Source organism: Nocardioides campestrisoli (genome assembly GCF_013624435.2).
Classification (GTDB): Bacteria; Actinomycetota; Actinomycetes; order Propionibacteriales; family Nocardioidaceae; genus Nocardioides; species Nocardioides campestrisoli.
Genome location: NZ_CP061768.1, coordinates 417,340 through 437,932 on the forward strand (window position 1 = coordinate 417,340; position 20,593 = coordinate 437,932).

Here is a 20,593-nt window from a genome sequence, read left to right on the forward strand (position 1 = left end):
TCAGCCGATGAGCAAGATGGACAACCTGCGGGCGATGCGCGAGGCGCGGTACGCCGAGGCGATGAAGCGCGCAGCCGCCGGCGGTGCGAAGCCGGCCACCCGACCGGCCGTGGCCCCGGACGGCGCAGCCGCCCCGGCGAAGCGGGCCAAGCCCGCCGCCAAGAAGGCGGCCGCCCCCGCCGAGACGGCGACGGACGCCGGCACCGAGGAGCTGTGCGGCCACCGCAACATGGGCGGCAAGTCGTGCACCCGCGAGAAGGGCCACGCGGCCAAGAGCCACCGCTACTCCTGAGTCGACTGCTCCTGGGTCGACCAGTGCCCGGGGCGCTCCAGCCCGACCGGCAGGAGCGTGCGGCCGTCCCCGACGGCGCCGTTCACCTGCGGCTGGGTGAGGAAGAGGGCAGTGCTCAGGTCCGCACCGCGCAGGTCCGCGTCCCGGACGTCGGCTCCCAGCAGGTCGGCCTCGGCAAGGTCGCAGTCGCGCAGGTCGGCGCGGAGCAGCAGTGCCCCGTGCAGGTCGGCGCCACGCAGGTCACGACCGCGCAGGTCACGACCGGCCAGGTCGGCCCGCGCCAGGTCTGTCGGCCGGCTCCCACGCACCGCGGCGGAGGCCACCCGCAGGGCCGCCCCGACGTCGGCCATCACCGCGCCGAGGTCGAGCGTGAGCAGCTCCGTCGGCGTGCCGTCGGTGAGCGCGACCACCCGGGCGAGCAGGGCATCGGTCGCGGGATCCGGAGCGCGGCGCTGCGCCTCGTCGAGGTGCCGGACCGCCTCGTGCAGCTGCCGCATCACCGAGAGCACCGCGGCCATCTCGCTGCGGTCGACGCCGGGGTCGCGCCAGCTGGTGCCGGCGTACGTCGACTGCGTGACGTGCTGGCCCGCCCCGAAGCAGTCGAAGACGGTGCAGCCCGGCCACCCCGAGGTGCGCAGCCGGTCGTGGATCGAGCACCGGTTCGCGTCGTCGAGGTGGGAGCACGGCGTACCGCTCGGCTTGTCGACGCCGAACCCGTCAGCGGCGCGGAAGGGCGCCAGGACGCAGCACAAGCCCGCGCACCGACCACAGTCGGCGGCGAGCTCGAGCGGGATCAACGGCCGACGCGGACGCCGGTGTCGCGGTGCTCGAAGTCACGGCCCAGCGGGTAGGGCCGGATCGGCCGGACCGCTCCGGCCTCGTAGACCCGCAGCAGGTGCTCGGTGATGGTCTTGGCCGAGACGCCCTTGACGATGTAGCCCCAGGCGCCGCCCTTGAGGGCCGCCTCGGTCATGTACGTCGCGCTGATCGCGGAGCAGACCACCACCCGGGTGAGCGGGGAGTCCTCGGCGATCAGGGGGATGATCTCCAGGCCGCCGATCTCGGGCATGTGCAGGTCGAGGAGCACGATGTCGGGCTTCTCGCTGGCGATCATGGCCATCGCGGTCTCGGCGTCGCCGGCGTCGCCGGTGACCTCGAAACCTGACGAGTCGAGCGCGATCCGCAGGACGAACCGGACCTCCTCGTCGTCGTCGACGATCACGACGCGGATGGGGCCACGCTCCGGCTCGGGCGCGGACGTCTCATCGACGGCGCTCGGCACGACGGCGTCCCCCGGCTCCGGCGACGAGCCGGAGTTGCCACGAAACAGCTTCACCAAATCCTCCACATGTCGTGGGTCAGCGGACACATGGTGACACGCGCCCCCTCGGCCCGTCGCCAATTGTGCGAAATCGGAAAGTTGAGTGGAACAGACTCAACTTCTGGTGCGTTGGAATGAGTGTCAGCCACACTCGTCGTGAGGGGAAGCAGGAGGCCAGCAGTGAGCCAGTTCGGAGCCGACAAGTTCACCACCCGCAGCCGCGAGGCCATCGAGGCCGCGCAGCTCGCCGCCACCACCGGCGGCAACAGCCAGATCGAGCCCGTGCACCTGCTCGTGCCCCTGCTGCGGCAGGAGGACGGGATCGCCCGGACCCTGGTGGCCAAGGCGGGCGTCGACCCGGTGCTCCTGCTCGCCCGCGCCCAGGAGGCCGAGGCGGCCCTGCCGCGCGCCTCCGGGTCGACGGTCCAGCAGCCCACGGCCTCGCCGGCGCTGACCCGCGTGCTGGCCTCCGCGATCGACCTGGCCGGCTCGCTCAAGGACGACTACGTCGCCACCGAGCACCTGATGATCGCCCTGGCCACGGTCGAGTCGTCCGCGCAGAAGGTGCTGCTCGACGCCGGGCTCAACGCCGACGCGCTGCGCGAGCAGATCACCGCCGTGCGCGGCAACCGCCGGGTGACCAGCCAGGACGCGGAGTCGACGTACGAGGCGCTGGACAAGTACTCCGTGGACCTCACCGCCGCCGCCGACGAGGGCCGGCTCGACCCGGTCATCGGCCGCGACTCCGAGATCCGCCGGGTGGTCCAGGTGCTCAGCCGGCGTACCAAGAACAACCCGGTGCTGATCGGTGACCCCGGCGTCGGCAAGACCGCCGTGGTCGAGGGCCTGGCCCAGCGGATCGTCGCCGGCGACGTGCCGGACTCGCTCAAGGGTCGGCGCGTGCTCAGCCTCGACCTGGCCGCGATGGTGGCCGGCGCGAAGTACCGCGGCGAGTTCGAGGAGCGGCTCAAGGCGGTGCTGGAGGAGATCAAGGACGCCGGCGGCCAGATCATCACCTTCATCGACGAGCTGCACACGGTCGTCGGCGCGGGCGCCGGCGGCGACTCCGCGATGGACGCCGGCAACATGCTCAAGCCGATGCTGGCGCGCGGTGAGCTGCACATGATCGGCGCCACCACCCTCGACGAGTACCGCGAGCGGATCGAGAAGGACCCCGCGCTGGAGCGCCGGTTCCAGCAGGTCTTCGTCGGCGAGCCCAGCGTCGAGGACACCATCCAGATCCTGCGCGGCATCCAGGAGAAGTACGAGGCGCACCACGGCGTCCGGATCACCGACGCCGCGCTGGTCGCCGCCGCCACCCTCTCGGACCGCTACATCACCGGCCGGCAGCTGCCGGACAAGGCGATCGACCTGATCGACGAGGCCTCCAGCCGGCTGCGGATGGAGATCGAGTCCTCGCCCGAGGAGATCGACGAGCTCCGCCGCCGGATGGAGCGGATGAAGATGGAGGAGTTCGCGCTCGCGCGGGAGACCGACGAGGCCTCCGTCGAGCGGCTCGAGGCGCTGCGCGTCGAGCTCGCCGACGTCGAGGAGGAGCTGCGCGCGCTCGAGGCCCGCTGGGAGCGGGAGAAGTCCTCGCTGGAGGGCGAGGGCGAGCTGCGCCGGCGCCTGGACGCCGTCCGGGTGCAGGCCGAGAAGCTGCAGCGCGAGGGCGGCGAGGAGAACCTGCGCAAGGCCTCGGAGATCCTCTACGTGCAGATCCCGCAGCTGGAGGCCGCGCTCTCGGAGTCGGTCGAGGCCGAGGGGTCGCCGCTGGAGCCGCTGGTCGGCGAGGAGGTCGGCGCGGAGCAGATCGCCGAGGTGGTCGAGGCCTGGACCGGCATCCCCACGGGCCGGCTGCTGCAGGGTGAGACCGCCAAGCTGCTGGAGATGGAGGACGTCATCGGGCGTCGGCTGATCGGCCAGCGGACCGCGGTCGAGGCGGTGAGCGACGCCGTACGCCGCTCGCGCGCCGGGATCGCCGACCCCAACCGGCCCACCGGCTCCTTCCTCTTCCTCGGCCCCACCGGCACCGGCAAGACCGAGCTGGCCAAGTCGCTGGCCGACTTCCTCTTCGACGACGAGCGGGCGATCGTCCGCATCGACATGAGCGAGTACTCCGAGAAGCACTCGGTGGCCCGGCTGGTCGGCGCGCCCCCCGGGTACGTCGGCTACGACGAGGGCGGCCAGCTGACCGAGGCGGTGCGCCGCCGGCCGTACAGCGTGGTGCTGCTCGACGAGGTGGAGAAGGCGCACCCGGAGGTCTTCGACATCCTGCTGCAGGTGCTCGACGACGGCCGGCTCACCGACGGCCAGGGGCGCACGGTCGACTTCCGCAACACCCTGCTGATCCTCACCTCCAACCTCGGCTCCCAGTTCCTGGTCGACCCGTTGCTCGAGCCGGAGAAGCAGAAGGAGTCGGTGATGGCGGTGGTGCGCTCCAGCTTCAAGCCGGAGTTCCTCAACCGCCTCGACGAGATCGTCGTCTTCGACGCCCTCACCAAGGAGGAGCTGACCCGGATCGTCGACCTGCAGCTCGCACTGCTGGAGAGGCGGCTGGCCCAGCGCCGGATCACGGTGCACGTCAGCGACGACGCCCGCGCCTGGCTGGCCGAGACCGGCTACGACCCGGCGTACGGCGCCCGGCCGCTGCGCCGGCTGATCCAGACCGCGATCGGCGACCCGCTGGCGCGGATGCTGATCGGCGGCCAGGTGAGCGACGGGGGAACGGTCCAGGTCGAGCGCGGCGACGACGGACTGGTGCTGCGGGCCTGAACCGGACGCCGCCGGGGCCGGGGTTGGGGTCGGTCTGGGATCATGGGCCCGTGACCGCCCCAGCTCCTGCCCGTCCCCCGCAAGTCACCCTCGCCGGGTGGATGATCATCATCGGCTCGTTGCTGGTCGTGGTGAGCGTCTTCGAGATGATGGGCGGGCTGCGGTCGCTGGAGACCCGCGAGGCGATCGACTCCTTCCTCTCCCAGCCCGCCGGCGAGACGCTCGGCTGGGGCCCCGAGGCGGTCACCGAGGCGCTGCGGGTGGCCTCGATGATCACCGCTGGCTGCGCCACCGCGGCCGCCGTCCTCGGCTGGCACGTGCTGCGCCGGCACCGCGGGGCGCGGGTCGGTCTCACCGTGCTGGCCGTGCCGCTCTTCTTCGCCGGCGTGGTGACCGGGGGCTTCATGTCCTCGTTCGTGGCCGCCGCGTCGCTGATGCTCTGGCTCCAGCCGGCCCGCGACTGGTTCAACGGCAAGGAGTGGGTGCCGCCCACCCGCGAGCGCAAGGAGCGACCGGCCGACGAGGACGCCGCGGGGCCGACGGCGGCCGCCTTCCCGGCGTACCCGGGCACGGAGCAGTCGCAGCAGCCGCAGTCGCCGCAGACCGAGGCGCGTCCGGTGCCGGGGTACGGCGAGCACCCCTACGCCCCGGTCCAGGCAGGCGGCGCGGGCGCTCGGCGTGCTCGTCCCGGGGCCGTGGTCGCCGCCGCCGTGGTCACCTGGGTCTCCGCCGGCATCGCGCTGCTCTTCTCCGCGCTCGGCATCCTGATCACCGTCGGCGACCCCGACCTGGTGCTGGAGGAGGCGCGGCGCCAGCAGCCGGAGCTGATGGAGCAGGGCGTCACCGAGGCGATGCTGGTCTCCAGCACCTATGTCGTCGGCGGGGTGGCCGTGCTCTGGTCGCTGGCGGCAGTGGTCGCGGCGGTCCTGCTGGTGCGCCGGGTCGCCTGGTCGCGCACGCTGCTGATCGTGCTGGCCGTGATCACGGCGCTGGTCGGGTTCATGATGGCCCTCTCGACCCCGCTGATGCTGCTGCCGACGCTCGCCGCTGGCGCGGTCGTGCTGATGCTGCAGCGGCCCGACGTCCGCGCCTGGCTGCGCCAGCGCTGAGCCGCGCGGCTCACGCCCGCAGGTCCGCGGCCGCGAGGCGGCGTACCCCCTCGCCGATCACCTCGGCGGTCTTGCAGAACGCCCACCGGACCAGGTGGCGACCCTCCTCGACGTCGTCGTAGAACGCCTGCGCCGGGATCGCCACCACGCCGGCCCGCTCGGGCAGCGCCTCGCAGAAGGCGCGGCCGTCGGGCCACCCGAGCGCGGAGATGTCGGTGAGCGCGAAGTAGGTGCCCTCCGGGGTGTACGCCGACAACCCGGCGTCGGCGAGTCCGGCGACCAGCAGGTCGCGTCGCCCGGCCAGGGAGCGGCACAGCTCGCCCGGCCACTGCGCCTCGGCGTCCAGCGCCTCGGCGACCGCGGGCTGGAGCGGGGAGCCGGAGGTGAAGGTCAGCCACTGCTTGGCCGAGAGCAGCGCGCCGACCAGCTCGGCCGGACCGGTCGCCCAGCCGACCTTCCAGCCGGTGAACGACCAGGACTTGCCCACGCTGGAGAGCGTCAGCGTGCGCTCCCACATGCCCGGCAGCGTCGCCAGCGGGACGTGCTCGTGGCCGGGGTAGACCAGGTGCTCGTAGACCTCGTCGGTGATCACCACCAGGTCGTGCTCGACCGCCACCTGCGCGACCGCCTCCAGCTCGGCGCGGGTGAGCACCGTGCCGGTCGGGTTGTGCGGGGTGTTGAGCAGCAGCACCTTGGTGCGCGGCGTGACCGCGGCGCGCAGCGCGTCGGCGTCCAGCCGGAAGTCGGGGGCGCGCAGGGTGACCGGACGGCGTACGCCCCCGGCCATCTGGATCATCGCCAGGTAGGAGTCGTAGTAGGGCTCCAGCACCGCCACCTCGTCGCCCGGGTCGACCAGCGCGAGCAGGGCGGCGGCGATCCCCTCGGTGGCGCCGGTGGTGACCACCACCTCGCGCTCCGGGTCGGGCTCCAGGCCGTAGTGGCGCTGCTGGTGGCGGCTGATCGCCGCGCGCAGCTCGGGGACGCCGGGACCGGGCGCGTACTGGTTGCGGCCCTCCGCGAGCGCGCGCCGGGCAGCCTGGACCACCGACGCCGGACCGTCCTCGTCGGGGAACCCCTGGCCCAGGTTGAGCGCGCCCGTGCGCGCGGCCAGGGCCGACATCTGGGTGAAGACCGTCGGGGGGATGCCGTCCAGTCGTCTCGCCTGGGTGCGCATGCCCGCGAGCGTAGCCCCCGGCGGATGGGAGGATGCCGCCATGAGCGACGACCACCTGGCTGCCGACATCGACGCCACCTGCCGCCTGACCGGCTCCTTCACGCTGCGATCGGGCCAGCAGGCGACCGAGTACTTCGACAAGTACCTCTTCGAGGCGCAGCCGGCGCTGCTTGCCCGGGTGGCCGAGCAGATGGTAGGCCTGCTGCCCGACGACACCGAGCTGCTCGGCGGCCTGGAGCTGGGCGGCGTACCGATCGCCACCATGGTCAGCGCCCGCACCGGCCTGCCCGCCCTCTTCGTCCGGAAGAAGGCCAAGGAGTACGGCACCTGCAAGCTCGCCGAGGGGCCCGACGTGGCCGGCCGCCGGGTCACCCTGATCGAGGACGTCATCACCACCGGTGGCGCCGTCCGCGACGCGACGCGCGAGCTGCGGGCCGCCGGCGCGCTCGTCGAGGTGGTGGTCTGCGCCATCGATAGGTCCCCGGAGGGGGAGAACCCGCTGGCCGACGTGGGGCTCGAGGTGCGTCCGGTGCTGACGAAGGCGCAGCTGGACGCGGTCTCGTCGGTCTGACGCGATCCCCGCACAGCCGGGGATGTGCGTGGTTGGCGGGTGTTGCAACACGTGCCAACCACGTGGATCCCCGGCCAGGCGGGGATTCATGAGGCAGTAGACAGGCTGACTAGTTAGTGGCACGATCTAGCCATGCCCGCCTCCCCCTGGCCCAGTGACTGGGTCCGCGCCGCGCTGGGGCTCTGCGTGCTCCAGGCGCTCGCGCAGGGACCGACGTACGGCTACGCCCTGGCGAGCGCGCTGGAGGACGCCGGCTTCGGCACGGTCAAGGGCGGGACGCTCTATCCGCTGCTCGGGCGGCTGGAGACCGCCGGGCTGGTGAGCGTCGAGTGGCGCGCCGGCGAGGGCGGACCGGGGCGCAAGTACTTCGCGCTCAGCGACGCCGGCCGCGCCGAGCTGGCGGCCCAGCGCGGACAGTGGCGCGCCTTCACCCGGATGGTGGACGACCAGCTCGACGAGCAAAGGGGAGATCGATGACCGCCGACCTGCAGCAGGACCACCGCCGGTGGCTCGAGGAGCTCGTGCTCGAGCTGCGCCTCCGCGACGCGAACGGGCGCCAGATCGGGGACGCCGTGGCCAGCGCGCGGGAGTTCCTGGCCGACGCCGGCGTGCCCGCGCAGGAGGCGTTCGGCCCGGCGGGAGAGTACGCCGAGACGCTCGCCCTGCAGCCGACCCCGGACACCGTCGAGGAGCTGCACCGGACCGTCGCCTTCGCCGCGGTGGGAGTGCTGGGCTTCCTCGCCTTCACGTTCACGGGCGGGGCCGCCTGGCGCGGGGAGCGGTTCGACCTGGACCTCGGCATCGTGGTGCTCACCGCGGGCACGCTCGCGCTGGTGCTGCTGACGCCCCGGATGCTGCCGACGGTGCTGCGGGCCGCCCCGTGGCAGGTCGCCCTCGGCGCGAGCGGACTCTTCCTCGCCCAGCTGGCCGCGCTCTTCGCGCTGGGGGACGTCGTGCTGGCGGCCGCGCCGGCCTGGCCGGTGGCCGCGCTGGGGCTCGCGGTGCTGGTCGGCGCGGTGCTGCGCGCGTGGTTCGCTCGCGACGAGCTCGCGGACCCGGTGGTCGAGCCGCTGGGCACGGAGGCACCCGATCGAGGCTGGGTGGCCCGGCACGACCGGGTGCTGGTGGTGCTTCCCCAGGTCGTCAGCCTGGTGGCTGCCTGGGGGTTCGTGCTGCTCGACGTGGCAACCGGCGGCTGAGCCGCCCGGGTCACGGCGTCAGCGGGTCAGTCGACTTCCTGGCCCATGATGTCGCGGTCGGGGCCGCCGTCCTGCGGGCCGATCTCGGCGCCGGGCGCGTTGACCCGCTTGTGTCGCCACCACTCCCAGGCGATCGGGACCACGGAGAAGGCGATGATCGCGATGATCGCCTTGTCGATGTTCTCGCCGAGCGCCGGGAACGCCGTACCGAGGAAGTAGCCGAGCAGGGTGATGCTGAAGACCCACAGCACGGCGCCGACGGCGCTCCAGGTGAAGAACCGGCGCCGGTCCATCTTGGTGACACCCGCGACCACGGTGATGTAGGTCCGGACGAACGGCACGAACCGGCCGATCACCAGCGCCTTGTTGCCGTGCTTGTCGAAGAAGGCCTGCGTCTGGTCGAAGTACTTGCGCTTGAGGATCCGGCCGTCCGGCCGGTTGTAGAGCGGTGTCCCGATCGCCCGACCGATCTCGTATCCGGCGACGTTGCCCAGGAAGCCCGCGGCGGCGAAGAGTCCGAGCGCCACCAGCAGCTCGACCGAGGCGTTGCCGGGGAAGATGTCGATCTTCCCGCCGGCGATGAAGAGCCCCATCGCGAAGAGCAGGCTGTCGCCGGGCAGGAACGGGAAGAAGAGCCCGCACTCGACGAAGATGATCACCAGGCTGAGCCAGAACAGCTCCTCGCCGAAGCGGTCCAGCAGCCAGTCGGGATCCATCCAGTCCATCCCCAGCAGCAGGGGGGTGAGCAGCTGCTGGAGGTCGAAGAGCACGTTCACCGCGCCACCGTAACGTGGCCGGGGGCATCCTCCGGCATGCTCGACGAGGAGCGGGCGCCGGGAGCCAGGCGGTCCCGGAGACCGAACGGGCGGCCCCCTCGTCCGAGGTGCAGACCCAGCGCCTACCGTCGGGGGCGTGGACGCAGAGAGCGAGCGCGCGCCGTACGACCCGATGCCGCACGGTCCCGACGAGGTCGGCGTGGGGCCCTGGGAGGGTCCGTGGCCGACCGGCGAGCAGTACGACGCGCAGCTGCTCGCCGAGGGCGACCGGCGCAACGTGGTCGACCGCTACCGGTACTGGACCGTCGACGCGATCGTCGCCGACCTCGACACCCGCCGCCACGACTTCCACGTGGCGATCGAGAACTGGCAGCACGACTTCAACATCGGCACCGTCGTCCGCACGGCCAACGCCTTCCTGGCCGCCGAGGTGCACATCGTGGGCCGCAAGCGGTGGAACCGCCGCGGGGCGATGGTGACCGACCGCTACCAGCACGTGCGCCACCACGCGGACGCTGCCGCGCTCGCCGCCTACCTGCACTCCCTCGACGAGCCGGTGCGGCTGCTGGGGATCGACAACCTGCCCGGCTCGGCGCACCTGGAGACGATGCAGATGCCTCGCCGCGTCTGCTTCCTGTTCGGGCAGGAGGGCCCCGGTCTCTCCGCCGGGGCACGGGAGGCGTGCGACGGGACCTTCTCGATCGCCCAGTTCGGCTCCACCCGGTCGATCAACGCCAGCGCTGCGGCCGCGATCGCGATGCACGGCTGGATCCGGGAGTACGCCGACCTCTCCGACGAGGCCGCCTGGCGCGGGTAGCGGGTAGCGGGTAGCGGGTGACGGCTGTCGGCGTCCGGGCCTAGCGTGGGCCCATGATCGGGACACCGGGCGGTACGCCTGAGAAGCCGGCCCTCTTCTTCACCGGGCCCGACGAGTTCCGCGCCTGGCTGGAGGAGCACCACCAGACCGCGGACGAGCTGTGGATGGGGCTGTGGAAGAGCCACGTCCCGGACCGCGGGCTGACCTGGAAGGACGCGGTCCCGGAGGCGCTCTGCTTCGGCTGGATCGACTCGGTCTCCCAGCGCATCGACGACGACGCCCGCCGCCAGCGCTGGACGCCACGACGCAGCGGGAGCAACTGGAGCGAGGTCAACGTCGCGCACGTCGAGCGGCTCCTCGCCGAGGGGCGGATGCACCCGGCCGGGATCGCGGCGTACGAGGCGCGCCAGGCCGACCGCACCGGGACCTACTCGTTCGAGGGCGGCCGGGAGGACGAGCTCCCCGACGAGCTCCATGCCCGGCTCGCCGAGCACCCGGGCGCTGCGGCGTTCTGGGCGGGTGCCACGGCGTCGTACCGGCGGGCGGTGGTGCACTGGGTGGTCTCGGCCAAGCGGGAGGCGACCCGGGAGAAGCGGCTCGCCGAGCTGGTCGACTGCTGCTCGCGCGGCGTCCTCGTCGGCTTCCAGCGGTACGGCGACGAGCCGGCGTGGGCGCGGCGGATGCGTGCGGAGCTGGGCCTGGGGGAGGAGGCCGCCGACTGAGCCCGGCGTCAGCGCCCGGTCGACAGCTCGGTGATGAGCGCGCCGATCACCGTGAGCACCCCGGCCAGCACCGCGATGGCCGCTGCCACCTGAGCGGCCCGGGCGAGCGGCACTGCCACCTGGTCCCGCGAGCGAGCCGGCTCGAGGGCGAGGACCCACGATCCCGCCCCGAAGGCCGCAGTCATCACACCCAGCACGATCCACTGGCTCGTCGGCGAGCTGAGCCAGCCGCTGTCGATCGACCAGATCAGCGTCGTCAGGCCGGTGCTCAGGGCGCCGGTGCCGAGCGCGCCGACCAGGCCGAGGACGAGGGCGATCGCCCCGCGTGAGCGCACGTCGGTGAGGTGGTCGCTGCCCGGGTCGTGGGCGGGCGCCGCGCTCGCGCCGTACGAGTCGGACGGGGGCTGGGCGGTCATGGCGACTCCTCGGTCTCGGGCACGGGATCCGGCGAGCCTAGCGACGGGCGGGCGGCCAGCACAGGTTTCACCGCGAGTACAGGGATCGGGGGCACGAGAGTGCCCACACAGCCAGGGTGCCGCGGGCTCAGGGCGGCGACTAGGCTGGAAGTAGTCGTCCGCATAGTGCCCCAGACCGTCCGAGGAGTCCTTCATGCCCATCGCCACCCCTGAGCGCTACGCCGAGATGCTCGACGCCGCCAAGTCCAAGGGATTCGCCTTCCCCGCCATCAACGTGTCGTCGTCGCAGACGCTGAACGCCGCCCTCAAGGGCTTCGCCGACGCCGGCTCCGACGGCATCATCCAGATCTCCACCGGCGGCGCGGACTACCTGTCCGGCCCCTCGGTCAAGAACATGGTCACCGGCTCGGTCGCCTTCGCCGCGTACGCCGCCGAGGTGGCGAAGAACTACCCGGTCAACGTCGCGCTGCACACCGACCACTGCCCCAAGGACAAGCTCGACGGCTTCGTCCGCCCGCTGATCGACATCTCCGCCGAGCGGGTCGCCCGCGGCGAGGCCCCGCTCTTCCAGTCGCACATGTGGGACGGCTCCGCGGTGCCGCTGGAGGAGAACCTGCAGATCGCCGAGGAGCTGCTCGCCAAGTGCGCGGCCGCGCACATCATCCTCGAGATCGAGGTGGGCGTCGTCGGCGGCGAGGAGGACGGGATCGTGGGTGCGATCGACGACAAGCTCTACACCACGCCCGAGGACGCGCTGGCCACCGTGCGGGCGCTCGGCACCGGCGAGAAGGGCCGCTACCTCACCGCGCTGACCTTCGGCAACGTGCACGGGGTCTACAAGCCCGGCAACGTCAAGCTCCGCCCGGAGATCCTCAAGTCCGCCCAGGAGGCTGTCGTCGCCGAGCTCGGCCTGGACGCTGGCGCCAAGCCGTTCGACCTGGTCTTCCACGGCGGCTCCGGCTCGACCGCTGAGGAGATCGCCGCGGCGGTCGACTACGGCGTGGTGAAGATGAACGTCGACACCGACACCCAGTACGCGTTCACCCGCCCCGTCGCGGCGCACATGTTCAACCACTACGACGGCGTGCTCAAGGTCGACGGCGAGGTCGGCAACAAGAAGCAGTACGACCCGCGCTCGTGGGGCAAGGCTGCCGAGGCCGGGATGGCCGCCCGCGTGGTCGAGGCCTGCGAGAACCTGCGCGCCTCGGGTCACACGCTCGGCGCCTGACCCGCACCCAGTCGCGCCTGTCCGCCCGACCCGCGCGCTCCGCCGCTTGTAACGCGCTGTTCAACCCGCTCAACACCCCGCCCATGGGGGCGTAGAGCGTGACCAACAGCGCGTTACAAGCGGGGGCGACGGATGATGTACGGCGCCAGGTCGCCGAGGTCGGTGCCGTACCGCGCCACGGTGGCGGCGTACTCCCGGTGCACACGGCGCCGCGCCTGGTCCCACCCGGAGGTCAGGTCGTGGTGGGTGAGCCGTGACATCCCCAGCTTGAACCCCGTGATGAAGTCCTGGCGGCGCTTCTCCGCCCACACGACCTGCTCGGCCGATCGCGGGTCGAGGGTGCCGTCGTACTTGACCCGCCCGTCCACCTCGATGACGTGCCTGCCCACGCGCAGGTCGCACCAGGCGGTGCGGTGGCCGTCGCTCAACCCGAACTGGGTCTCGGGCGTCCCTACCCCCAGCTCGGTGACCAGCAGACGCGCCGTCGACTCGAGCCAGCTCTCGGCGCCGGGGTCGGCGAGCTCGATCGCCCGGGTGATCGCCCGGCGCCCCGGCCAGCACGCCATCACCGACGCGGCCTGCCGGAGCTGGGACCGCGTGACCCCGCGTCGGAGAGCCGCGTCGCAGGCGGGGAGGCCGCCGCGGAGGCCGTGCTCGCGCACCATGTCGAGCGCCGTCCGAGCCAGGTCGAGCACGACCAGTCCGTCGACGTGCTGCACCTGGGATGAGTGGTACGGCGCTCCGTGGTGCTTCACACCGGCGATCTTGCGGGTGCCTCTCACTCCCTCCCGGGTGACGTGGACCCAGCTCGCGCGCGGGTCCGGGGCTCCCAGGCCGTGCGCGAGGGAGGCGGAGTCGTGGCTGAACACGTGCGCGGTCTGGAGCACCAGGCCCGCCGCGCGGACACGCAGCAGCGGCTGGACGTCGTACGGGTGCGCCTGCTGCCACTGCCCGGCGTCCAGGTAGACACCGCGGCGCAGCCGGACCCAGGCGCCGGAGCGCACCAGCTGCGCGACCATCGGCGGGGTCAGCCCGGCGGCCTGCGCCTGTCGGCTGGTGAGCAGCCCGTGCTGCCGGGAGGCCGGGTCATAGCTCCTCAGGTCCATGCCTCGGACCCTGGAGGACCGCCGCCGGTTCGGCGGCCCGCACCTCCCCGGTCTGTGGAGGGACGGTGCTCGCCGCCGTACTGGGGAGGGTGAGCGGGCCGCTCCGCCAACCCCGCCCTTGCTGACCGGCCCGCTGGATCCCTAGCTCGCCCCCTGTAACGCGCTGTTAGGCACGCTCAACGGTGCCACTGGTGGGGTGGTGAACCCTGTTGAACAGCGCGTTACAAGTGTCGTCCGGGGAGGGGAGGGCCGGAGTGCGGCGGTCAGCGCTCGTGCTTCATTCCCTCGAAGGCGAGCACGGCGAGCAGGCCGAGCAGCAGCACCGCGGGGATCAGCAGCATCGCCTCGCCCATCGCCTGGCTGAAGGCCGGCCACGCCTGCTCGGGCAGACCGCCGGAGGCCATGGCGGTCTCGGGCGACCCGCCGCCGTGCGCGCCGCCGAGCCCGTTGGCCGCGAGCCGGGACTGCATCAGGACGGCGATGCCGGCGGAGCCCAGGACGGCGCCGACCTGCCGGGTGGCGTTGTAGACCCCGGCGCCCGCGCCGGCCTGCTGGACCGGAAGGTTGCGGTTGGCGGTGGTGCTGAGCACCGACCACAGGAAGGCGCTGCCCACCCCCAGCAGGCCCAGCGGCACCAGCAGCTCCCACACAGGGGTGCGCGGGGCCAGGATCATCGCGATCCAGACCAGCGCGCCGCCCATCGCCACGAAGCCGAACGAGGTGAGGATCCGCGGGTGCACCCGGTCGCTGAGCCGCCCGACGGGGCGGGCCAGCAGGATCGAGCCGACGGCGAGCGGCACCAGGAGCAGCCCGGACTGGGTGGGGGACCAGCCCCGCACCAGCTGGGCGTAGAGCATCAGCGGGAAGCCCATCGCGGTGAAGCCGAAGCTGACGGTGGCGATCGCCAGGTTGGCCAGGGAGAAGTTGCGGTCGGTGAAGAGGCTCAACGGGACCAGCGGCTCTGCCCGGTTGCGGGCCTGCCACCAGACGAAGAGCGCGAGCACCACCAGGCCGGTGACGATCAGGCTCCAGACGGAGATCGGTCCGGTGATCGTGCCCCAGTCGTAGGTCTGCCCCTCCTGGAGCCCGAAGACCAGCAGGAACATGCCGACGCCGCTGAGCGCGACGCCCAGCCAGTCGAACCGGTGCGGGTGGGTGTCGAGCCGCGGGACCAGCCGCCAGGCCAGGACGAACGCCACGATCCCGACCGGCACGTTGATGAAGAAGATCCACTCCCACCCGGCGAGGTCGACCAGAACGCCGCCGAGGATCGGGCCGACGAGGGTGGCCACGCCCGCGGTCGCCCCCCAGAGCGCCATCGCGCTGCCGCGTCGGCTGGCCGGGAAGATGCGGGTGATCACCGCCATCGTCTGCGGCGTCATCATCGACGCACCCAGCCCCTGGGCGACCCGGGCCAGCACCAGGCCGGTGATGGAGCCGGTGAGCCCGCACCAGAGCGACGCGAGGGTGAAGAGCACCAGTCCGATCAGGTAGAGCCGCTTCGGCCCGTAGCGGTCACCGAGCCGACCGGTGATCAGCACCGGGACGGCGTACGCGAGCAGGTAGGCGCTGGTCACCCAGACCACGGCGTTCACGTCGGCGTCCAGGTCCTCCATGATCGCCGGCGTCGCCACCGTGACGATCGTGGTGTCGACCAGGATCATGAAGAAGCCCAGGCAGAGCGCCCAGAGGGCGGGCCAGGGGTTCTCGGGGAGAGCGGGAGCGGCGCTCCGCTGGGGTGCGGTCTGGGTCACCTGTCGATCATCCCTCCCACCCCCTGAGCTGGACGACCTGGGCCGGTGTGGACGTGTCCCCTCGTGCACGTCCACACCGCCCCGCTGGGCCGGCAGGATCACGAAGGACCGCTCACACCTGCCACGCGGTCAGGTGGGCGACCGGCCAGTCGCCCTCCCACCAGGACGCCACCAGACGGCGGCGCTCGGGGTCGAAGTGGAGGCCGGCGCCGACGTAGTCGCGCCCCGGGACGCCGCGCCAGAGCCGCGACCCGTTCCTCCAGCGGTACGCCGACAGCTCACCGCCGGCGACCAGCACCCGCCGCTTCGCCTCGTCGATCACCAGGTCGATGCCTTCGACGCCCTTGCGGGTGTGCCGGGTCGTCCACCGGTGGCTCAGGTCCGGCCTGAGACCACGGAGGGTGCCCCCCGAGGTCCTGAGCAGGGACGCCACGACGTAGTGCTTGCCGTCGGGTGAGACCGCCAGGTCGTCGATCGTGCTGATCAGGCGGGGGCGCCAGGTGCGCTGGGCGTGGCGGCGCCCATCCGCGTTCCAGACCGTGAGCGTCGTGCGCGGTTGCACCCGGTCTCCGTCCACCGCGGTGCCCAGCACTACGCGGCCCCGCTTCGGGTCGACCGTGAGAGCGCCGACGCTGCCGATCGAGCGGGGCCCCCAGGAGAGGGTGCGGTGCCACCGGGTGCCCCCCTGCAGGCCGAGAGCCTGGAGCTCGACCGCGCTGCTCCGGTTGCGCACGACGCGGCCGACCGCGACGTACCAGCGGCCCCGACGCGGGTCGATGGCCAGTCCCACCCTGTCCTGCGCCGTCACGCCGCTGCGGCGCCAGTCGCGCCGGAACTGGAGCCCGCCCGCACGCGTCGCGCACCCGAGCTCCCAGCGCTGCCCGAGCCCGCCCTGGTCGCCGGTCCCGGCGCCCTTCGTCGCGCTCAGGATGCAGGTGGTGCCCCGGACGGGGTCGGTCACCTGCTGGCGCACGTGCCCGAAGCTCCCCAGGTCGCGGGTCCACCTCGGCTCGCCGTCGAGGCCGAAGGCGCTCAGACGCACCCGCTGCTTCCGTTGACCGGGAACCGGGTGGGAGATCACCAGCTGTCGGGCCTCCGCGTCGATCGTGAGCTGCGAGTACTGCGAGAGCTCCATCGGCACCTCCCACTCGGTCGCGCCGGTCAGACCGTCGACCCGGCGTACGAGGTGGTCGTCGGAGACCTCGCTGTTGCGGGCGACGGCGAAGAGGTCCCCGGAGACGGGATCCAGCACGGAATCCACCAGGTGGACGTCCGCGTCCCAGGGATCGCCCTGCGCCGTCCAGGAGGACTGCCAGGCCGGAGCCGGGAGCGCTGGCGACGCGGCCGTGCCGGTCGGGGCTCCGGCGAGCACGGTGGTCAGGGTCGTGGCCAGCACCGCCGTGGCGGCGAGGGCGGTGCGGGTGCTCGGGCGGGTGCGTCTCATGGCGTCCCTCTGGATCGGTCCGCGGTCCGCGGATCGGGTGCTGTCAGAGGTGAGACGCGCCCCGCCCCCAGTTTGTTGCTGGTCTTCTGGGTTCTTCGAGCGCGGTGCTTCTGCCGACCGGGTCAGCCCGCCTGGCCGAGCAGGGCGTCGTACGCCGCGGGGCTGGAGTCGCGCAGGAACTCCGAGCACCGCTCCCACTCCTCGGTCTCACCGATCGCTCGCGCGGAGAGCGCGAGCAGGGCGAGCGAGCGCAGGAAGCCGCGGTTGGGCTCGTGCTCCCACGGCACCGGGCCGTGGCCCTTCCACCCGTTGCGACGCAGCATGTCCAGCGAGCGGTGGTAGCCCACCCGGGAGTAGGCGTAGACCGTCACGTCGTCGGCGCCGGCGTCCCGAGCCTGCTCGGCCATCGCAGCCCAGGCGAACGGGGAGGCGGGGTGGTGGCGCACCGCGGTGGCGGGCGACTCGCCGGCGGCGAGCTCGGCGGCGGCGGGGTCCTCGGGCAGGCGGGTGGCGGGGGGACCGGCCATCAGGTCCTGGCGGGGGAGATCAGCGTTCATGCGCCCCAGCCTGCCACGCCCGCCCGACAGCCTCATGCCTCGTGCCCGGTCAGTTCTGGAAAGCGACCAGCCTCGTGGTCCTGCGCCCGTCGGCCGCCATCACGTAGCGTCGACCGTCCTGGACGAAGCCCGCGTGGGGGACGAGCCCGCCGCGCTCCTTGGTGGTGCGGCTCCACCGCACCTTCCCGTGCCGGGTGAACGCCGTGGTGTCCAGCCTGCTGCGGTAGTTCGCGGTCATCACCACGCCTCCCGACCGGACGTCGACCGCGACGTGCGGATTCCTCCGCGCCTTGCGCGCCTGCATCGCCGCCACCTTGCGACCCGTGTGCGTGACGGTCCGCACGACCAGCCGGTTACCGGCCAGCGAGGCGACCACCACCCGACCGGTGCGCGGCAGGACGGCCGCAGTCTCGGGCTCGAGCCGGAAGTCGGTGGGGGAGGCCCACCGGGTCGTCGACCGGAGTCGCCCGGTCAGGTCGTGGGTGAGCAGGGAGACCTGGTTCGAGCGGGGGTGGGTGGTGACGACGTGGGCCAGCCTGCGTCGCGGGTCGACCAGGAGGTCGTGCGCCTCGGCGCCCTTGCCGCCGTGGCGCTGCCACAGGATCTCGCCCTGGGCCGAGTACGCGACCAGGACGTGGTGCGGGCGCTTGCCCCGTCCGTAGGTGGAGTGGAGGATGCGGTGGCTGTGCGGGTCGACCGCCAACGAGCGGCGCCCCTCGGAGCCCCGGCTGCTCGCGTGCTCCCGGGTGAAGGTCACCCGCCCGTCGACGTCGAGACAGGTGACGGAGTCGGTCCGCGACCACCGCTTCGGGCCGTCGCCCTTGCCGGAGATCAGGGCGCAGGCCTGGCCGGTTCCCTCGTCGACCGTCAGGTCCTCGAAGGCGTCGTCGATGGCCCACTCGCTGAGGTCGTGGCGCCACACGACGCGGCCCGCCGCGTCCTGGGACTCGGCGAAGTATCGGCTCTGGGGGTAGTCGAGCTCGACCCCGACGGTGACCAGCCGGTCGCGTGCGCCGTCCGCCACGATGCGCTGGACGTAGGTGTTCTCGGGGAGCGGCTGCGCCCACTCGACGGCACCCGTGGCGCCGTCGACACGCGTGAGCAGTCCGTCGGCGTCGAAAGACTCCGCCGTCATCACCACGTCGCCCGACGCCTCGTCGACGGTGAACACGCCGGCGTACTGGCCCAAGGGGACGCTCTGCCACTCCCGGTCGCCCGGAGCAGCCGCCGCGGTCGCCGGGACCGTCGTCACGGCCAGCCCGGCGACCAGGCCGAGGAGCATGCTCCTGACCGTCTTGGCACGGCCGTTCGGGACGCGGAGCCCGGCGGGCGAGGTCGTCGTGAACATCGGGGTCCCCCCAGTCGTCTGCCCTCCGCCGTGCAGGAGGGTGGGTCGTCACGGGTGGGACGCGAGCCGGGCCCGAGAAGTTGTGGTGGATTCTCGCCGGTCCACGGTCCTCGCCCAGGTACGCGGCGAGCTGCTTGCCGTCCGCGTCCTCCGGGATCTCGTCCGGGTGCAGGGGCCGTGGCCGCATGGCCGCATCCTGTCAGGACGCAGCCAGGAGCTCCCGCACCTTGTCTGCCCCCAGCGCCACGATCAGGGTGGGCAGGCGCGGCCCGCGGTCCTTGCCGACCAGCAGGTTGTAGAGCAGCCGGAAGAACGCCTTCTGGTCCGTCTTGACCTCGTCGGTGGGTGCGTCGTCGACCGCCAGCCCGTGGGCGAGCTTGGGCACCCCGTAGACCACCGTGGTGACCGCCTCCAGCTCGAGTTCGGTGGGCAGGTTGGCCAGCAGCAGGTCCAGCCACTGCCGCTCCCGCGGCTCCAGGGCGGCCAGACGCTCGGCGTCCGGGGTCTCGCGGACGATGGTCCGGTCCTCGGCCGGCACGAACTCGGCCGTCCACTGCATCGCCTTGCTCAGCCGCGGCTCCAGGTCGGCCACCGACTCGTGGGCGTACCCGACCTGGCCGATGACCTGGCTGATCAGCTCGGCCGAGCCGGCGGTCACGTCGGCGACCGAGGAGAGGGTGCGGAACGGCACGCTCACCCGGGAGGTCGGCAGCGGGCCCGCCGCGGGACCGACGGCGCGCTCGTGGGCGAGCACGGCGGCGTCGCGCTTGGCCGGGTCGGCGGCCTTGCGGCCCAGCGCGTCCCACTCGTCGTAGAGCCGGACCACCTCGGGACCGAAGTCGATGTTGAAGGTCTGCTTGGGCGCCCGGCGTACGTAGAGCCAGCGCAGGATCGGCGCCTCCAGCACCCGCAGGGCGTCGGTGGCGGTGGGGACGCCGCCCGCCGAGGAGGACATCTTCTGCATCCCGGCGAAGCCGACGAAGCCGTAGCCGAAGAACGACGGCGCGCGCCCGCCGAAGAGCGGGGCCACCTCCTGGCCGACGGTGAACGAGGATCCGGGGGTCGCGTGGTCCAGGCCGGCGGGCTCGAAGTCGACGCCCTCGAAGGTCCAGCGCATCGGCCAGTCGACCTTCCACACCAGCTTGCCCTCGTCCTGGGTGGCCAGGTTGGTCACGCCGGAGAAGCCGCAGGAGGAGCAGGTGTACGCCAGGTCGGTGGACTCGTCGTCGTACGCCGTGGCGGTGGTGGTGTCGCGGCCGCACTCGCGGCAGTAGGGCTTGAACGGGAAGCGGGCCAGGTCGTCGCCCGGCGCGGCGGGCGCCTCGTCGTCGTCGGCGACGGACTCCTCCAGCGACTCCGCCTCCTGCTCGGAGGACGGCTCGGGGGACTTCGCCTTGGTCCGGTAGCGGCCCAGGATCTCATCGATCCGGTTCCGCTCGCGGACGGCGAGGAGGATCTGCTCGCGGTAGGTGCCGGCCTTGTACATCTCGGTCTGGGAGATCTCCTCCATCTCCACGCCGAGCTCGGCCAGGGCCGCACGCAGCGGGGCCTTGAAGTGCTCGGCCCAGGAGGCGTGGCACTCCCACGGGTCGGGGACGGCCGACAGCGGGCGGCCGATGTGCTCGGCCCACGAGGCGTCGACCCCGGCCGGCACCTTGCGGAACCGGTCGTAGTCGTCCCAGGAGTGCAGGTGGCGGACGGGGACGCCGCGACGGCGCAGCTCGTCGGCCACGAAGTGCACGGTGAGGAACTCGCGCAGGTTGCCCAGGTGCACCGGCCCCGACGGGGAGGCGCCCGAGGCGCAGGTGACCAGGCGGACCTGGCCGTCCGCGTCCTGGGCGTGGCGCAGGGCCTGGTCGGCGGCTCGGCTGACCCAGTCGACGGGACCGGCTTGCGCTTCTGCCTGGGGAACGCGACCTGACACGGGACTACTCCTGCTGTGTGCGGCTGGGTCGCTCACGCTACCGGGCGCAGGGCTCGGCGC

At 72.7% G+C, this 20,593-nt stretch carries 20 protein-coding genes; 9 read left to right on the forward strand and 11 right to left on the reverse strand.

What is annotated here, in order from left to right:
* The first annotated feature begins 7 nt into the window (after positions 1–7).
* Positions 8–292 (forward strand): hypothetical protein, encoded by a 285-nt coding sequence (locus tag H8838_RS02010; RefSeq protein WP_185995322.1) that lies wholly within the window; start codon positions 8–10, stop codon positions 290–292.
* Here H8838_RS02010 and H8838_RS02015 read toward each other — a convergent pair.
* Together H8838_RS02015 and H8838_RS02020 are read right to left on the reverse strand one after the other, a co-directional pair.
* Positions 283–1,089, reverse strand: coding sequence for a pentapeptide repeat-containing protein (locus H8838_RS02015; RefSeq protein ID WP_224766328.1), 807 nt, complete (start codon positions 1,087–1,089; stop codon positions 283–285). The two genes, H8838_RS02010 and H8838_RS02015, sit on opposite strands and share 10 nt — an antisense overlap.
* Entirely contained in the window at positions 1,086–1,628 is a 543-nt protein-coding gene (locus tag H8838_RS02020) for a response regulator (RefSeq protein WP_181309764.1), read from the reverse strand. Before H8838_RS02020 ends, H8838_RS02015 begins: the two co-directional genes overlap by 4 nt.
* Before the next feature lie 165 nt (positions 1,629–1,793).
* On the opposite strand from H8838_RS02020, the gene clpB reads away from it, so the two are divergent.
* Both clpB and H8838_RS02030 read left to right on the forward strand, forming a co-directional pair.
* A complete protein-coding gene (gene clpB / locus H8838_RS02025) occupies positions 1,794–4,388 on the forward strand; it encodes an ATP-dependent chaperone ClpB (RefSeq protein WP_181309763.1) in 2,595 nt (864 codons plus the stop codon).
* Positions 4,389–4,438: 50 nt separating this feature from the next.
* A complete protein-coding gene (locus tag H8838_RS02030; protein ID WP_185995321.1) occupies positions 4,439–5,497 on the forward strand; it encodes a hypothetical protein in 1,059 nt (352 codons plus the stop codon).
* A 10-nt stretch (positions 5,498–5,507) separates the two neighbouring features.
* Here H8838_RS02030 and H8838_RS02035 read toward each other — a convergent pair whose 3' ends face one another.
* Entirely contained in the window at positions 5,508–6,671 is a 1,164-nt protein-coding gene (locus H8838_RS02035) for a pyridoxal phosphate-dependent aminotransferase (protein ID WP_185995320.1), read from the reverse strand.
* Positions 6,672–6,711: 40 nt separating this feature from the next.
* Between H8838_RS02035 and pyrE the strand changes: the two genes are divergently transcribed.
* From pyrE to H8838_RS02050, 3 genes are all read left to right on the forward strand, one after another.
* Positions 6,712–7,242 carry an orotate phosphoribosyltransferase gene (gene pyrE, locus H8838_RS02040; RefSeq protein WP_181309760.1) on the forward strand — a complete coding sequence of 177 codons (531 nt, stop codon included), beginning with the start codon at positions 6,712–6,714 and terminating at the stop codon, positions 7,240–7,242.
* A gap of 132 nt (positions 7,243–7,374) precedes the next feature.
* A complete protein-coding gene (locus H8838_RS02045; protein ID WP_185995319.1) occupies positions 7,375–7,719 on the forward strand; it encodes a PadR family transcriptional regulator in 345 nt (114 codons plus the stop codon).
* Entirely contained in the window at positions 7,716–8,441 is a 726-nt protein-coding gene (locus H8838_RS02050; RefSeq protein WP_185995318.1) for a hypothetical protein, read from the forward strand. The genes H8838_RS02045 and H8838_RS02050 overlap by 4 nt, the downstream gene beginning before the upstream one ends.
* Before the next feature lie 26 nt (positions 8,442–8,467).
* On the opposite strand, the gene H8838_RS02055 is transcribed toward H8838_RS02050, so the two are convergent.
* Positions 8,468–9,217 (reverse strand): DedA family protein, encoded by a 750-nt coding sequence (locus H8838_RS02055; protein ID WP_224766329.1) that lies wholly within the window; start codon positions 9,215–9,217, stop codon positions 8,468–8,470.
* 172 nt (positions 9,218–9,389) lie between these two features.
* Between H8838_RS02055 and H8838_RS02060 the strand changes: the two genes are divergently transcribed.
* The gene (locus tag H8838_RS02060; RefSeq protein ID WP_185995587.1) at positions 9,390–10,034 is read left to right on the forward strand and encodes a TrmH family RNA methyltransferase; all 645 of its coding nucleotides are present in this window, start codon (positions 9,390–9,392) and stop codon (positions 10,032–10,034) included.
* A gap of 53 nt (positions 10,035–10,087) precedes the next feature.
* Entirely contained in the window at positions 10,088–10,756 is a 669-nt protein-coding gene (locus H8838_RS02065; protein ID WP_185995317.1) for a YdeI/OmpD-associated family protein, read from the forward strand.
* 8 nt (positions 10,757–10,764) lie between these two features.
* Here H8838_RS02065 and H8838_RS02070 read toward each other — a convergent pair whose 3' ends face one another.
* Positions 10,765–11,172: a hypothetical protein gene (locus H8838_RS02070; RefSeq protein WP_185995316.1), complete on the reverse strand. Its 408-nt coding sequence runs from the start codon at positions 11,170–11,172 to the stop codon at positions 10,765–10,767.
* A gap of 193 nt (positions 11,173–11,365) precedes the next feature.
* Between H8838_RS02070 and fbaA the strand changes: the two genes are divergently transcribed.
* Positions 11,366–12,400, forward strand: a complete 1,035-nt coding sequence (gene fbaA / locus H8838_RS02075; RefSeq protein ID WP_181309755.1) for a class II fructose-bisphosphate aldolase — start codon at positions 11,366–11,368, stop codon at positions 12,398–12,400.
* Between the two features lie 113 nt (positions 12,401–12,513).
* Here the strand turns inward: fbaA and H8838_RS02080 are convergent, their stop codons facing one another.
* The 6 genes from H8838_RS02080 to lysS form a co-directional block, all read right to left on the reverse strand.
* Positions 12,514–13,506: a type IV toxin-antitoxin system AbiEi family antitoxin domain-containing protein gene (locus tag H8838_RS02080; protein WP_185995315.1), complete on the reverse strand. Its 993-nt coding sequence runs from the start codon at positions 13,504–13,506 to the stop codon at positions 12,514–12,516.
* 263 nt (positions 13,507–13,769) lie between these two features.
* Positions 13,770–15,260 carry a DHA2 family efflux MFS transporter permease subunit gene (locus H8838_RS02085; RefSeq protein WP_181309753.1) on the reverse strand — a complete coding sequence of 497 codons (1,491 nt, stop codon included), beginning with the start codon at positions 15,258–15,260 and terminating at the stop codon, positions 13,770–13,772.
* Positions 15,261–15,372: 112 nt separating this feature from the next.
* Entirely contained in the window at positions 15,373–16,704 is a 1,332-nt protein-coding gene (locus H8838_RS02090) for a hypothetical protein (RefSeq protein ID WP_185995314.1), read from the reverse strand.
* Positions 16,705–16,826: 122 nt separating this feature from the next.
* Complete coding sequence (locus H8838_RS02095; RefSeq protein ID WP_181309751.1) at positions 16,827–17,261, reverse strand: DUF3151 domain-containing protein; 435 nt, start codon at positions 17,259–17,261, stop codon at positions 16,827–16,829.
* A 49-nt stretch (positions 17,262–17,310) separates the two neighbouring features.
* A complete protein-coding gene (locus H8838_RS02100; protein WP_185995313.1) occupies positions 17,311–18,609 on the reverse strand; it encodes a hypothetical protein in 1,299 nt (432 codons plus the stop codon).
* 199 nt (positions 18,610–18,808) lie between these two features.
* Complete coding sequence (gene lysS, locus H8838_RS02105) at positions 18,809–20,533, reverse strand: lysine--tRNA ligase (protein WP_224766330.1); 1,725 nt, start codon at positions 20,531–20,533, stop codon at positions 18,809–18,811.
* Positions 20,534–20,593 lie beyond the last annotated feature (60 nt).